Annotated in this window: 9 protein-coding genes and 1 pseudogene; 3 read left to right on the top strand and 7 right to left on the bottom strand. The window is 35.7% G+C overall.

The window, feature by feature from the left end:
- Position 1 precedes the first annotated feature (1 nt).
- Positions 2 to 1,393: a TIGR03013 family XrtA/PEP-CTERM system glycosyltransferase gene (locus ACT5E3_RS11885; RefSeq protein WP_444998515.1), complete on the bottom strand. Its 1,392-nt coding sequence runs from the start codon at positions 1,391 to 1,393 to the stop codon at positions 2 to 4.
- A gap of 412 nt (positions 1,394 to 1,805) precedes the next feature.
- On the opposite strand from ACT5E3_RS11885, the gene ACT5E3_RS11880 reads away from it, so the two are divergent.
- On the top strand, positions 1,806 to 2,906 hold the full coding sequence (locus ACT5E3_RS11880) for a tryptophan 2,3-dioxygenase family protein (protein ID WP_444998514.1): 1,101 nt from the start codon (positions 1,806 to 1,808) through the stop codon (positions 2,904 to 2,906).
- Between the two features lie 62 nt (positions 2,907 to 2,968).
- On the opposite strand, the gene ACT5E3_RS11875 is transcribed toward ACT5E3_RS11880, so the two are convergent.
- Positions 2,969 to 3,439, bottom strand: a complete 471-nt coding sequence (locus ACT5E3_RS11875; RefSeq protein ID WP_444998513.1) for a GAF domain-containing protein — start codon at positions 3,437 to 3,439, stop codon at positions 2,969 to 2,971.
- Between the two features lie 169 nt (positions 3,440 to 3,608).
- On the opposite strand from ACT5E3_RS11875, the gene asnS reads away from it, so the two are divergent.
- A complete protein-coding gene (asnS, locus tag ACT5E3_RS11870) occupies positions 3,609 to 5,012 on the top strand; it encodes an asparagine--tRNA ligase (protein ID WP_444998512.1) in 1,404 nt (467 codons plus the stop codon).
- A gap of 32 nt (positions 5,013 to 5,044) precedes the next feature.
- Here asnS and ACT5E3_RS11865 read toward each other — a convergent pair whose 3' ends face one another.
- Both ACT5E3_RS11865 and ACT5E3_RS11860 read right to left on the bottom strand, forming a co-directional pair.
- Complete coding sequence (locus ACT5E3_RS11865; RefSeq protein WP_444998511.1) at positions 5,045 to 5,602, bottom strand: nitroreductase family protein; 558 nt, start codon at positions 5,600 to 5,602, stop codon at positions 5,045 to 5,047.
- A gap of 36 nt (positions 5,603 to 5,638) precedes the next feature.
- The gene (locus tag ACT5E3_RS11860) at positions 5,639 to 8,782 is read right to left on the bottom strand and encodes a bifunctional diguanylate cyclase/phosphodiesterase (RefSeq protein WP_444998510.1); all 3,144 of its coding nucleotides are present in this window, start codon (positions 8,780 to 8,782) and stop codon (positions 5,639 to 5,641) included.
- Positions 8,783 to 9,478: 696 nt separating this feature from the next.
- On the opposite strand from ACT5E3_RS11860, the gene ACT5E3_RS11855 reads away from it, so the two are divergent.
- Complete coding sequence (locus ACT5E3_RS11855; RefSeq protein WP_444998509.1) at positions 9,479 to 10,270, top strand: helix-turn-helix transcriptional regulator; 792 nt, start codon at positions 9,479 to 9,481, stop codon at positions 10,268 to 10,270.
- Positions 10,271 to 10,298: 28 nt separating this feature from the next.
- Here the strand turns inward: ACT5E3_RS11855 and ACT5E3_RS11850 are convergent.
- From ACT5E3_RS11850 to ACT5E3_RS11840, 3 genes and pseudogenes are all read right to left on the bottom strand, one after another.
- A pseudogene (locus ACT5E3_RS11850) lies at positions 10,299 to 10,897 on the bottom strand (IS3 family transposase); the annotation flags it as partial.
- A 166-nt stretch (positions 10,898 to 11,063) separates the two neighbouring features.
- Positions 11,064 to 11,876, bottom strand: a complete 813-nt coding sequence (locus tag ACT5E3_RS11845) for a hypothetical protein (protein WP_444998508.1) — start codon at positions 11,874 to 11,876, stop codon at positions 11,064 to 11,066.
- A gap of 485 nt (positions 11,877 to 12,361) precedes the next feature.
- Positions 12,362 to 14,752, bottom strand: a complete 2,391-nt coding sequence (locus tag ACT5E3_RS11840; protein WP_444998507.1) for a hypothetical protein — start codon at positions 14,750 to 14,752, stop codon at positions 12,362 to 12,364.
- Between the last annotated feature and the right edge of the window lie 738 nt (positions 14,753 to 15,490).

Below are 15,490 nucleotides of genomic sequence, written 5' to 3'. Positions count from 1 at the left end.
ATTAACGTGCTCCCTTCTGCCACATTATAACCTGAGCGGTCTGTGCCAAAATAGCAAGATCAAGAAAAACACTGTAATTTTTTATGTAATAGAGGTCAAACTGCAGTTTTTCTTTCGCATCATTTTCATCATCACCATAAGGATAACAAACTTGAGCCCAGCCGGTAATTCCAGGCTTCACTCTATGCCTCATTCGATAATAAGGAATACTCTCTGCTAATTTCTCTACAAATTCAGGGCGTTCTGGTCGGGGCCCAACAAAACTCATCTCCCCTTTCAAAACGTTCCAAAGCTGAGGTAGTTCATCCAGCCTTGTTTTGCGCATAATTCCACCGATTTTAGTCACTCGGCTGTCATTTTGCGAAGCCCATTGAGCACCATGCTGCTCAGCATTAACTACCATACTACGAAACTTGTAGATAACGAAGGTATTTTCATCTTGTCCGACCCGCTTTTGATGATAAAACACAGGCTCTTTCCAACCTGATTCTTTTTTAATCAAAAAAATCAATATTGGATAGATAGGTAATGTTAATAGAATCATGGATAAACTTAAAATGATATCAACGGCCCGTTTTATTAAAACCCTTGAATAATCTTGATTAAAACCTTCGATAAATATAAAACGATTAGGATGAAGTGTATCAATTTGAATTTTTCCAGAGCGTTTTTCAAAAAAAGAGCTAATTTCCGTTACTTGTATCCCTTTCATCTTGCAGTTTATAATTTCATCCACTGGATAATTTTTGCGCTGCTCATCCACAGCAACAATAATTTCATCAATTCCATAATCGGTTGCTATTTTTGACAATGGCTCTTCCGAACGGATAATCTTACTTGACTCAACTTCATCTTGATCACCTCTCATATGCAAAAAACCAACCAAAGTTATTCCCTGCCAATCACTTTTACGCTTAAGCAAATTCAGTTGATGAGCGATTTTACCCGTTCCTATCACTAATATTCTTGTATTTAACAAATTAGTGTCTACTAATGAAGAATATAAATGCCTAATGAAGCTAATTACGACTAGCGTTATACCTAAAGAAATAACAACTGCACCACGGCCAACCAACCAACTTGGTGCAACATAAAAAATGGTTACCAAAGCTAAAAAAGCTAAAATAGTGCCGACAATTAGCTTTGTTAAAATACGACTAAAGCTTTCTCGCATAGTTCTAGAATAAAGACCAACAGCGACCATTGATAAAAAAACGGTTATCGCAAAAATAAAAGCTTTAAAATGAAATAAATTAGCTAATTCAACCCCAATGTGTGAATCGCTAAAACGGATAGCAATACCGATATAAAAAGAAGCTAGCGCACCAAGAAACTCAATTAATGCTAACACAGTTAAACTTCTTGGAATGTAATGACCAAATATTCGACTCAAAATAAATTTCCTTAGCTATTCACTTGCAAAGATAAACCTTCATAATTGATATACATGCTAATTAACAACTTGATGAATATTAAACGACTGAACTAACTCTATAACAATTTTCGTTAAAAAACAGGCTCTAATATAGTAAATTTTTGGCTATCGATATACTTTTTACCCCATGATTGCCAATTATACTCATGATTAATGATAAGTTCATATTTTATAAATAAATATCTAGTTTAAAATTTATTTATAAAACCAAAGTTAAACGAATAATTGAATTGATTTAATTAAAATAATAGTTTTAATATCATCGATGAAATAACGGTTGACAGACTAATTTTTGTTTGTATTTTAGCTAGTTGCATTAATTAAATAATGATAGTATGCGCCTGATAAAAAATAAAAGGAATAAACTACAATGTGTGCAATGCAAAAAAATACCAAGCCTTGTTACTATGGTGAATATCTGTATTTAGATAGGTTTTTAGATAGCCAACACCCCGTCAGTAAGCAATACCAAGAAAAAGAAGCGCATGATGAAATGTTATTTATTATTGTTCATCAAGCTTATGAACTATGGTTCAAGCAAATTTTACATGAACTCAATTCAATTCTTACTGATTTCGATGAACCAATATTAAGCACGAATAGTTATGGGCGTATCATCCAACGCCTTACTCGAATTAATGAAATTCAAAAACTACTTAATCAGCAAATTGGTATCTTGGAAACAATGACGCCTTTAGATTTTCTCGACTTCAGAGATTATTTAGTACCAGCCAGTGGCTTTCAAAGTATTCAATTTAAAGAAATTGAAATATTGCTAGGCCTTAAAATGGAATATCGAATTAATTTTGATAAAAAATCATTTTATAATCGCCTTAACGACACTGATCGTGAACATCTTATTGAGCTAGAAAAGTCACCTAGCCTATTTGAGCAATTGGAATCATGGTTAGAACGTATGCCATTTTTAGAAAAGGAAAACTTTTCTTTTCTTGAAGCTTATCAAAATGCCGTCAACACAATGCTAGATAACGATTTATCTATTGTAAAAAATAATGACTACCTTTCCGATGCAGATCAAGATTTTCAGATAAAAGATCTTGAAAAAACGCGCCGTCAATTCGATGCTTTATTTGATCAAGAGACTTTTAATCAACTTGCAAAAGATGGTCACTTTAGAATGAGCCAGAAATCACTCTTAGGTGCTATCTTTATCAACCTATATAGAGATGAACCTGCATTCCAACAACCTTATCAATTAATAGAAAAGCTGATTGATATTGATGAGGAATTTACTCAATGGCGTTACCGACATACAGTGATGGTTCATAGAATGCTTGGAACAAAAATTGGTACTGGTGGCAGTTCTGGTCATGACTACTTACGGCAAACAACCCAAAATAATCGCTTTTTTAGAGATCTGTTTAATATATCAACATTTCTCATTCCACGTTCTTCACTACCAACACTACCTCCTCATATTACCGATGCAATGGGGCTAAAATCTGAATAAATAGTATAATGCTGTTATTTCAATAGGGTCAGCGAATACTGACCCTAAGTAAAAATAAGTTACTAGAAGTCGGTACTATCAATCAATGTTGCCAACAAAATGCTAATTCCCTCTGCATCAGATTGATCAAAGCGACCAATGCTAGGGCTATCAATATCTAACACACCAATTAGTTTATCTTCTATTATAATTGGAAAAACAATTTCTGAACGTGAACGTGAATCGCAAGCGATATGACCAGGAAACAAGTCAACATCATGAACAATTTCAATTGTTTTATTTTCTGCTGAAGTACCGCAAACCCCTTTTCCATAAGGAATTCGAACACAGGCAACCTGTCCCTGAAAAGGCCCTAATAACAAATCATTATCAGGTTGACTCAAATAAAAGCCAACCCAATTTATATCTTCTAAACAAGCATTCATAAAAGCACTGAATTGACTTAGGTTGGTTAGCAGGTTCCTCTCACCTCTCAATAACTCAACCAGCTGTTTATTTAACAGTTGATAAAATGACTTTTTATCTGTATCCAACTCTTATTTCTCATTGACTAATAATGTAGGGCGCAAGTTTATGCGAAAACTTGCTACAAACCCAGCAGAATCGACTTTAAAAGAGGAATTCCGCTGGAAGTCTCAGTGATTCAAGGTTAAGATCGCCCCCCTTAATTTAAGAATAATAGCAAGTAATTGGAGTAGATAAATGAGCAAGCATTGGTCAATTTCAGACCTTCTCGCAGGCAAAGTTGAAGCCGATACTGAAGTCACTGTAAAAGGCTGGGTTAGAACACGTAGAGATTCTAAAGCAGGCTTTTCATTTGTCAATTTGCATGACGGTACTTGTTTTAATCCAATCCAAGTTATTGCTCCAGGAGAACTAAGCAATTACCAGTCTGACATACTTAAAGCAACAACTGGTGCATCAATGGTTGTTCAAGGAAAATTAGTGACCAATCAAGGCCAAGAGCAGTCTTTTGAAATTCAAGCAAGCTCAGTTGAAGTTTTAGGTTTTGTTGATGAGCCAGCCAATTATCCAATTCAGCCTAAGCCTCATACTATGGAGTTTTTAAGAACTGTGGCTCATTTACGCCCTAGAACAAATGCTATTGGCGCTGTAACCCGAGTAAGAAACTGCTTATCACAGGCCGTACATCGCTTTCTTTATGAACGAGAGTTTAACTGGATCCATACCCCAGTTATCACAGCCAGTGACTGTGAAGGAGCTGGCGAGATGTTTCGTGTGAGCACACTTGATCAAACTAACCTGCCACTGAATGACAAAGGTGAAGTTGATTATTCAAAAGATTTTTTTGGTAAAGAAGCATTTTTAACCGTTTCTGGACAATTAAATGTTGAAACTTATTGTTCAGCTATGTCTAAGGTATACACCTTCGGCCCTACTTTTAGAGCCGAAAACTCAAATACAAGCCGTCACTTAGCTGAATTTTGGATGGTTGAACCTGAAATTGCATTTGCAGATTTACAACAAAATGCCGATCTAGCAGAAGCCATGATGCAATACATATTTAAAGCAGTATTAGATGAAAGAGCTGATGATCTCGCTTTCTTTAATCAGCGAATTGATAAAACCGTCATAGAGCGTTTAGAAACTGTTGTTAATAACCAGTTTGAACGGATGGAATATACCGAAGCAGTTAAAATATTACAAAACTGTGGAGAAAAGTTTGAGTACCCTGTTGAATGGGGAACAGATTTGCAATCTGAGCACGAACGCTACTTGGCGGAAAAGAAAGTTGGTAAACCAATTATTTTAATGAACTATCCCAAAGACATTAAAGCATTTTATATGCGAATGAATGACGATGAGAAAACGGTTGCAGCTATGGATGTGTTAGCACCAGGCATTGGAGAAATGATTGGTGGGAGTCAACGCGAAGAAAGATTAGATGTTTTAGATGCACGCATCGACCAAATGGGACTACCTAAAGAAAACTATTGGTGGTATCGAGATCTTCGACGCTATGGAACAGTTCCCCATTCTGGTTTTGGATTAGGTTTTGAAAGAGCTGTGCTCTATGCAACAGGCATGAAAAACATTCGTGACGTTATACCTTTCCCTAGAGCGCCTGGTTCAGCTGAGTTTTAATCTCGACTTCATTCCATTTCTGTCACTCGTTTTTAACTAAAGCGAGTGACAAAATCATCAATATTAAGAAGCTTTGCGGCCCTTTTCTCTCCCTGCTCTGTTCCTAAATAAATGAAGCCTGTCAATATCTCGTTCTTTTCAAAACCTAACAGTGAATGTAAATGTAAGTTGAAAGCTAAAGAGCCGGTACGCCACATTGCTCCTATTCCTTGAAAATGCGCAGCCATCAATAAATTCTGTACGCTCGCCCCCCCCGATAAAACCTGCTCTATTTCAGGTACTTTCGGATGCTCTTTAACTTTAACAGAAGCAACAACAACCATAGGCGCTCTTAACGGTTTATTACGGATTTTATCAAGCTTTTCTTCACTTATTGACGCATCAAGTTTTAAAGCTGCCTCAGCCATTTTAGCCCCTAATGTGGCCAGTGAATCTTCTTGATACACTCGATAATACCAAGGTTTCAATAAAGCGTGGTCAGGGGCCCTTAATGCGGCTTTAAACAAAATATTTAACTGCTCATCAGATGGAGCTGGCGCAACTAACTTATTATGTGATTTGCGAGATAAAAGTAATTCTAATGGGTTCATCGATTGATAATTATAAGCTGAGAAAACAATATTCTATCAACTTCCTTTTACCCACTCAATGAAACTATCAAATGCCATAGGCCTAGCACGGTAGAAACCTTGTAATAAGTCACATTCGTGATCGATTAACCACTGTTGTTGCCCTTCAGTTTCAACCCCCTCAGCTAAAACGGTCAAATTCATAGAGTGACCAAGTTGGATAATAGACTGTGCTATAGACGCACTATCCTCATCTGTTTCAATATCAGCAATAAAACTTCTGTCAATTTTTATTTTATTGATTGGAAAACGTTTAAGATAACTCAATGATGAATAACCTGTTCCAAAATCATCAATAGCTAATTTAAAGCCAACCCTTCTCAACGAATACATAATTTGAATAACTCGCTCCACATTTTCCATAATCGCACTTTCCGTTATTTCACACTCAACACGATTAGGATCAACATTTTCTTGCTTAAGTACTTGTATCATCGATTCATAAATATTTTCACGTTTAAATTGCGCAGGGGAAATATTAAGCGCTATGGTGAATTTAGGTAAACCTAAACGGTCCATTTCATTTATCATACGACAAACATCTTTAACAACCCATTGACCAATATCATTAATTGCATTGCTCTGTTCAGCAATAGGAATAAAGTCTCCAGGAGAGATAAAGCCTTTTTCTGGATGTTGCCAACGTATTAAAGCTTCAGCGCCAACAGTTTGGTTATTTTTTAAGTTGATTAAGGGTTGCAAATAAAGTTGAAACTGATTTTTTTCAATTGCAACAAAAATATCTTCTAATATTTCTTTGCGTTTTTGAATGGCCATATCCATTTCTTCTACAAAAAAACGAACTGAATTTCTTCCTTCTTCTTTAGCTCGATACATAGCTATATCAGCATTTCTTAATAAATTATCGGGTTTTACCGAGTCATTAGGATAAACGGTAATACCAATACTGCATCCAACCTGGAAGGTATTTCCTTCAATTGTCATGGGTTGAGCAATCACTTTACGTAATTTGGAAGCAAATAACATAGCATCAGCGGGCTCAGAAATGTTAGTTTGCACAACCCCAAATTCATCCCCCCCCAGTCTTGCAACAGTATCGGTCGCTCTTTTTTTATCGATTACTCGTTTAGCAATAACTTGTAGTAGTTTATCGCCAATTCCGTGTCCTAAAGTGTCATTAATCACTTTAAAATCATCTAAGTCAATAATCATTACGGCAATATTTAATCGACTTCTTTTGGCTTGAAGTACAGCAGACATCAAACGATCTTTAAACAAACTTCTATTAGGCAGTTGTGTTAGAGGATCATGTAATGCCTGATGTCTTAATTGATGTTCCGACTCAATCCGTCGACTGATATCGCGTAAAAAAATTGAAAAAAACCTTTTCTCAGCTTCTGTCCATGAGGTGATAGAAAACTCAGCGGTAAAGATAAAACCATCGGAACGTATTGCTTGAAGTTGTACCTGAGATTTGTCTAGTGTTTTTATATTGCCACTTAAATAATTTTCAACTTCTTTTATAGCTATATTTAAAGCACCAGGTACCAGTAGACGAGTATATTTTTTTCCAATAATATCTTTTTTCTGATAACCAAATATTCTCGATGCAGCAGGATTCCAGTCAATAATTTCTCCATTAATATCGATTGAAATAATAGCATCTGGCGCAGTTTTTGCGATTGCTCGAAAGCGCTTTTCTGATACTCTTCTTAAACGATCAGCACGCTCTCTTTTATCCATTGCTATCGCCATTTTCTTATTACTATCTCTTAACTGCTTTGTTTTTTCATTAATACTTTTAGCAACTAACCCAAATTCATTTACACTAGAATCATCTAAGGGTGTTTCTGAATTAGAACACAATTGAGATACCAACTGATTAAATGGTTTAATAACAACCCGACCAATTAACCAATGCCCTAATAAAAAAATAAAAATGATCAATGAAAGCAAATACAATAATATGCCATTAATTGCTGTATCAATCTTTTGTGCAAAAGCACTTTCAGGTGTCACTAATACCAACTTCCAATAAGTGTCAGGCAATAAAAAAGTGTTGATTAAAACGGGCTCATTTAAAAGCACATCATCTTCAGCCTTGAAAGAAAAATAGTTTTCTTTACTTTTTTTATCAATATTATTCTTTAATAAAATGGCCGCTAATAAGACTGCTTCTGCCTGAGAAATTTGATAACTATTATGAGCTAGATTTTCAGCAAGCTGTTCAACCACAGCTAAATCACTTTCCATCGATTGAATTATCTTTTTATTAATATTTTCTAATTGGATCGCAATTTGATTAAACTCAGGAAATTTTTTTGAAAATTGGGTCACATTTAAAAAGTCTTCAGATTTTTTACCTAATTGATCGGTTAAAACTAATTTCGCTTTACTTAAGTCTGGATAGGATAAAAATTTATTGTTTCTGTCTACAACAAATGCATAGCCTTGCATATTATGAGTTGTTTGGTTGATAATCTGAGTTAATCCACTCAACTTTATATCGGTTGTAGCAACACCATAAAAGTCACTACCAGAACGCGACATAGGAATAGTACAAGTAACCATTGGCTCAAATGAATAAGGATCATAATAGGATTTAGACCAGTAACATTGCTTTTTAGGAACATATTTAACAGGGATATACCATTCTTCATGATGATATCCATTGCCTTTATCAAGATTATACTCATTAAGAAATCTTAATTTATTGTGTCGATCCCTGGCCCAGAAAAAGCTATTTCTTTTTTGAGTTGAGTCAAATTGATAAGCCTCTGGCCAAATACCTCCACCAGCAATAATATTTTCCATACCTGGCTCATCAATCACACCAAGAATGGTAGACTTAACTAATTCAGTATTTTTGGGTAGTTTTTCAGCAATACTAGCCAAAGCTTTTGTTAGAGTTTCAGCGCTACTTGTTATTTGACCAATATCACCAACAACAGATTCTCCTGTTTTATAAAGGACTTGTTTTTCACTTTCAATCAGTACACTTTTAATGACAAAAATTATCACCAAAAGTAAAGTAAAAACAGCAACAATAAATATCATAAGCGCTTTAAAAGTTAAAGCAAACTGCAAACTTTTATGCCATTGGACTTTATTGAGCTTATTAGCTTCCATGGTCACCAATCTTGTATGAGTATCCACATCATTTTGAGAAATTGATGGCATATAGTTAAAAAAACAATCCTAGATATTTTATTTTGATAGATTATCTAAAAAAACAGTCAGACAATTCTACTGAGCATTACAGAAAAGATAGTCAAAAGTTATAAAAATAGCAAAAAGTATAAAGTAAGAATATTAGATAAAATAATGACTAGATTGAGTCAAATTTCAGACAATAAAAAACTGGTTAATACCGGCTTTTTAAATGGCGTCCCCTAGGTATTATTGTAGAAGAGAGTCATATTTTGTCTCAAAATGGAGAAAAGTTAACCGTTTTTGAATTTAAAGAAGCTATTTAACTTGGACCTGATGATAAACAATTCAAGAAAAAATGAAGTTGGTGCGGAGGCAGGGTGGTACTTTAACCTGCTTTTTCAAAGTCTATGCTAAAGATGTTGTCGATTCGTTTATGTATGGGCAATATTTCGCTGTATGTAAATGATTTAAATAGCATTAGACTGTCGCCTAACTTCTTTCTGAGAAATCTGCATCGTATCAACAATAATACCGACAAATAAATTAAGCTAGTAAAATCAAGCTAACCTCCTGAATTGAAAATACAAATAGGCTATGATTGAAGGTAATTTGAGACAGCTACCACAATCTGAGGCAGTTAATAAGAGGTAACTTGTTACATAGCGTAATTATTGTTAAATTTTAAATTTTAAATTTTAATAATCCAGCAGATATAACAATATCATGAAAGACAGCACATTACCTTTACAATATTATCTACGATTAATTAAGAAAATACGTACCACACTTGATCTGCAACATGTATGCAGTGACGTTGCATCTGAATATGGCTGTAAATTTTACTGTTTTGCTATGTTGATCCGCTACTCAATACGTAATCCAACGTACCATGTGATATCGAATTACCCACAAGCCTGGATTAACTATTATTTAGAGCATGACTGTAAATCTTATGATCCTGTTTTTCAGTATTGGTTAGACAATACCACACCAAGTACTTGGCATGATATTGTGAATCACACCCCTGAAATAACTCAACAAAATATAAATTTTATGCAGGCTGCCGCTAAATATGGACTCAAAACAGGTATTAGTTTTCCACTACACGGCCCACATGGGGATAGTAGCGGCCTTAATCTAAGCCATGTACAAACCCTTAACCCAAGATTAACAAACCTTGAGACTGTTTCTAAAATCAGCCTGCTTTGTCAGTACTTACACCAAGCCGCATATAAACTACTTAATGCACTCAATAAGGAAAAAAGCATCCAAAAAAACACTTTAAATCTGCGTGAAAAAGAATGTTTATTATGGTGCACTGAAGGCAAATCTTCGTGGGAAATCTCCATTATCCTCGGTATTACAGAAAATGTAGTAGTTAAACACTTACAACGAGCTTGTATTAAGCTGGGTGCTCATAATCGCCAACAAGCCGTTGCGAAGGCTGTGTCACTGGGCATATTTGATCAGCATTATCTTGAAATAGTGAAATCTTATACATTTAACGGTGATTGACATGGTCAACTATTTTGCGACAACCTAGTTAAGCAATTTCTCTTAATACCATCATTTCTTTTTCAAATTGATTCGGGCTTTTATAGCCTAAATACGAATGCTGTCGTCAGCTGTTATAAAACATAGCGATGTACTGCAAAATATCCTGCTGAGCTTCATAGCGAGTTTGATAATGTCAGCAATGGACTCACTCCTGTTTTAATGTGCCGAAGAAACTCTCTACGACACTATTTCCCAACAATCTCCTTTCCAACTCATGCTATTTCTGAATTAGTTTTGCTTCAGAAGATTTCTGAATATGTTGCTCGCATATTGAAAACCCCGATCAGAATGATGGATTAACCCAAGCTTTGGTCTCTTCTCCAAATGGCCATCTTCAAAGTATCGCAGACTAGGGAAGTTTTCATTCTGGAGTTCATGCTTCAGCTCACAACTTTTCTTGAGAACAGGTCAATCAACAACAACCGCCAAGTATAGCTAGCCCTCCTGCGTCCAGATATAAATCACATCAGACGCATAGACGGTATCTGGCGCTCCAACATTAAATTGGCGCTTCAATAAATTATCAAACAGCAGTAACTTGTGATTACTATTGGTCGTAACCTTAAAGTTCCTTCTATGTCGAACAAACTATAATAACAACATTGCAGTGACACAATGCCAACCACTTATTAAGCTATTATATACCGAGAAATTAATAGCACGAAGACAAAGCGACTGTGCCCATTGTCTAAAAAATCGTTATCAATGACTTGGATCTATCAATAAATGGGTTTCAAAATAATAACTTCAACTATAGTTCATTTTTAAAGAAAGCATTAATAAATTCTCGCTGATTAGATGTAGTCATATCGGTCAACCAGTGTAAAGTTTTATCTTCGCGCTTGAGTTTTATTTTATCGCCAAATCTGCAATCAAAACTTGTGAATGTATTATTCACTATTGCTTTCATTTTGTCCGAATTCTTGCACAGATTATCTAATGACTTTAAAGGTATACCGCAAAAGGAATAAATTGAGTATTTTTTCAACGTAGCATCATCGATGCTTTCCCAGTTTATGCTCGCTTTGAACTCGTCATTGCAGCTCGATTTTACTTTGGAGAGTAATTCGGCAAACTTTTTATTATGTTTAGAGATGTTTTTTTGTCTATCAAATGAGGCAATTTTTTGTTGTTCTACCCTATCATTGTGATAACGACGCAGATAAGCTTTGGCATCAATAGATTTAGAAAGCTTTTCATCATAAAAAACAGTGAGTTTGTCATTGGTGCCAGGAATATATACTTCGGTCCACTTAAACCAATATCCCTTATTGCTTCTAATTCGATACGATTTTCTACCATCGAGCATGGTCATATAAGCTTCTTTGTCTTGACCTTGAGTTTCTAAATCATAAAGCCATACTTTGCCATCTATAAAGGAATCAACTCCTGTTACTTCAATTAATGCTTGTTTCTTATCTTCGTTTTTTAAGGGTAATACGCTGACAATTACCCCTTCTTGACCTTTATAAACTTTTGGATGATCGCTAAGCTCTAATGCACATAAGCTTTTGTTTATGACCAGTAAAGAAAAAAGTAAACCTAGTATAATAGAGTTTTTCATAATTATGCTCGCTTCCTTATAGATTAAAATTTTAATTTATTGTTCTTCAAATAGTTGGGGCTTATTCCAAAATTATTTTGAGTAATATGAGCTTTGTTATAAATTGAAAAGCTAAAAACTATTGATTGATCATACCTAATAATTGACTATATGCATATTTTGTAAAAAACAGACAAGCATTACATCACTACAGTATTAAACATTATCCAAACAATCGTGATCATTGTCGCCAATTGAACACCATCAACAAAACTATCTCTAGTTGATGAAACAGCCCTCCCCCTTTATTAAAGGTTCATTTTTACCTGAACGAACTTTTCCCTCTAATACAGATTATTGACTGTTACTTTCTATACTCTTATCAGTTTTATATAATACAGATTATTGACTGTTACTTTCTATACTCTTATCAGTTTTATAAATATCGATTTCTCATTAAAAATTAATTAAAATATTTGTTTACTGTTCCTTGAAAAATAATATCCTCACTTGGATAACAGAATCCGTTCACCATTACTTAAATCGATCATCAATATAGCTTTCAAACCACTATCAATGAGCAATGCGGTATTGTTGACGCCATTAACAACAATATCACTTGGCGATATCAAACGGTTTGCGCCTGTTACCCCGCTGGAAATAACCGTTCTCCTCCCTGTACTTAAATCCACAGCAAGCACACTTCGCAACAGTAAATCAGCCACCAGAGCACGATTATGATTATTATCCATCGATATCTTATAAGGATGACCGAATTGGTTAAGATTGTCTGGTATGCTTTCATCAGATAGAATTGTTCGCACTCCACTACTTAAGTCCACGGTCACAACCGCCGCTAAATCATGATCAATGATCAAGGTTCGATTATTACTGGCATCCAATATCATCCCTGTGGGTCTATCAAATGAATTGATATTATCCGGCGTCGTATTGTTGGATATTATTGTCCGTGCGCCGTTGTTTAAATCAACCGCAACCAATGCTCTTAATCCTTCATCAATCACCAAAGCACGATTGCTATCACTATCTAAAACAATACTTTTAGGATTATTCAATGGGTTGATGTTATCCGGTATCATCGAACTTGATACAACCGTAAGTTTACCACTGCTTAATGCCATTGCCGTAACCGAATCCAAACTCGAGTCGACCAGCAAAGCACGGTTATTTGCACTATCCAATACAATCCCTTGTAGCATACGAATCAAATCGTCACCATCCGGTGCCGTATTATCGGCCACAACCATTCGCTCACCACTACTCATATCAACAGCCACGACACCTAACTCCCTATCACCTACCAATAGTCGACTATTACCAAGATCTAATGCAAGGCCGCTGGGGCTTCTGAATAAATTGTTAGTATCAGGTGTCGCACTATCATACAAAACCGATTGGGCTCCGCCACTTAAATCCACAGCTAAAATTGAATCAGACTGCCCATCCGCTACTAACACACGATTATTCACACTATCCAATGCTAACCCTTGCAAGTTAGTATTATCCAGTGTGGTCAAAACTGTTCGTGCTCCAGTATTTAAGTCCACTGCCATAACAGGGCCCAACCCAGTACTCTCAATAAAATCCCCCACTAAAGCACGATTATTCGCACTATCAACTATAATTGTTCGAGGAAAAACAAAAGGGTTATCATCATCAGGTATTGTATTATCAGACAAAACTGTTCGCTCGCCATTGCTTAAATCGATTGCTAATACAGCTTTTAAACTGTCATCAATGAGCAACGCCCGATTACTGGTGCCGTCCAAAGTTATTTTTTGGGGAGATTGAAATGGGTTGATATTATTTGGTGTTATATTATCTGATAAAACCGTTCGTGCGCCATTGTCTAAATTAACAGCCACTATTGCATCTAAACGATTATCAACCACTAAAGCTCGATTATTCTTCCTGTCTAAGGTTATATCAACTAGAAGTGAAAACGGGTTAACATTATCAGGCGTTGTATTATTAGACAAAATTGTCCGTCTACCACTACTCAAATCTACTGCCACGACAGCCTTTAAAGATGAATCTATCACCAAGGCTCGATTATTCATACTATCTAAGGTGATACTGACAGGCCGAACAAATGGATTAGTATTATCCGGCGTCATCCCATCAGAAAAAACAGATCGCACACCAGTACTCATATCTACTGATATTATCGCATCCAAAACTTGATCAAGCACCAAAACTCTCTGGTTTGCACTATCAATAACAATATCAGTTAAAGATAGAAATAGAGCCTCTTGCTTGACAAAGACCTCTCCTGCATGGCTGTCACCTAGCGCTACCTTGATTGTATTACTTCCTGGTTTTAATGGCACTTCAACAGTCCAGTTTGCAAAATTATCACTTGAAGATACAGCTAATCCATTAACGGTCAATGGACCTAAATTGCTTATATCGTTAGCGGTTCCACGCACTGTCACCGAATCACCATCGCTCATAGAAACAGTGGGTGGAAAAATAACGCTAATCGGTGACTCAAATGTGGTCACAGTAAAACTCGCACTCACACCACCAATGGTTAAAGTTGTTTCAGTTGTTGTATCGTAATGCAGGGAAGATTTTTGTCGTATAACAATTGACTGGTTATTACTTACGGTTCCATTTGCTCCTGTAAATGAGCCTCCATTAATAGCATATTCACCACCGTTCACACTAATCTCGGTAGCAGCATTAATCCCCGTCACAATAACTGCATCTGATTCAATAAAAATACTTGGTGCTACCCCGGTTTTATTGGAAAAACTAAAAGCATCTGGTATGGTATCTGAGTTATTTGTTTGGCTCTGAGTGCTTGCACCTCCTCCTCCACACGCAGTGAGTGCTATCAATAGTCCTCCAAATATAATTGCTCTTATTAACATGCTAAATATTAACCTTTTTATGACGACACAGAACAAAACTAAGCCGATGAATACTTAGACAATTCTACTGAGTTTGTTGAGCCAATTAAAAGGCAAGATTTTGCCTTGACAGAAAGTCGAATCACTGCTCTCTCACAGGCTTCTATTATTCAACAGATTTACCTATCATTTTGATATGTAATACCATTTTAAAAAAAATCATGATCTGAATGCTTCAATAATTCTGCGAATATGTGACCAATAAGTTAATATGAAAATTCGTTGATTATCGGCCCTAGTGATAATTTCCTAAACTTTACTTTTCAGTTGTTCAATACCTGAAAAGTTTATCCCTTTAAGTTGGAGCTTTATCCACAACAAAACCAGCTCAATAGGATTAATATAGGACTGTGCGGTGGTTGCAATAATAAACTGACATTGTTAGAAAGTTTAATTTTTCAAGCTGTATGAAAGGCCACATTAACACACTTAACCCAAAGTAAAATAGCTCTCCTGTTTCAGATTTAATTGCACGATACAACCAATAGTTTTCTTCTTTCCATTGAGACTGAGCAACCTGTCTCACACCTGAAAGTGTCCCCCATTTTCCTATGAGTTTTTAAACGCAACTACCACCTCTTCGTCACGTCCAATGGCGTAATGCCTCGCCGTTTTCAGCTTAGCACTTAGATAATGAACCGACTCCAAACTTGATGATAATCTAAAATAACTCCTCATTATTCAACCAATCAGATATGG

The sequence above is a fragment of the Aliikangiella litoralis genome (assembly GCF_052495765.1).
Note: the sequence above shows the minus strand (reverse complement) of the source record. Positions and strands in the feature narration are given on the sequence as shown.

What these genes read in the sequence shown, in the direction of transcription:
- ACT5E3_RS11865 (WP_444998511.1), bottom strand. Translation starts at nt 5,602, where the DNA reads ATGAACCCATTAGAATTACTTTTATCTCGCAAATCACATAATAAGTTA.
- ACT5E3_RS11855 (WP_444998509.1), top strand. Translation starts at nt 9,479, where the DNA reads ATGAAAGACAGCACATTACCTTTACAATATTATCTACGATTAATTAAG.
- ACT5E3_RS11860 (WP_444998510.1), bottom strand. Translation starts at nt 8,782, where the DNA reads ATGCCATCAATTTCTCAAAATGATGTGGATACTCATACAAGATTGGTG.
- asnS (WP_444998512.1), top strand. Translation starts at nt 3,609, where the DNA reads ATGAGCAAGCATTGGTCAATTTCAGACCTTCTCGCAGGCAAAGTTGAA.
- ACT5E3_RS11880 (WP_444998514.1), top strand. Translation starts at nt 1,806, where the DNA reads ATGTGTGCAATGCAAAAAAATACCAAGCCTTGTTACTATGGTGAATAT.
- ACT5E3_RS11840 (WP_444998507.1), bottom strand. Translation starts at nt 14,752, where the DNA reads ATGTTAATAAGAGCAATTATATTTGGAGGACTATTGATAGCACTCACT.
- ACT5E3_RS11845 (WP_444998508.1), bottom strand. Translation starts at nt 11,876, where the DNA reads ATGAAAAACTCTATTATACTAGGTTTACTTTTTTCTTTACTGGTCATA.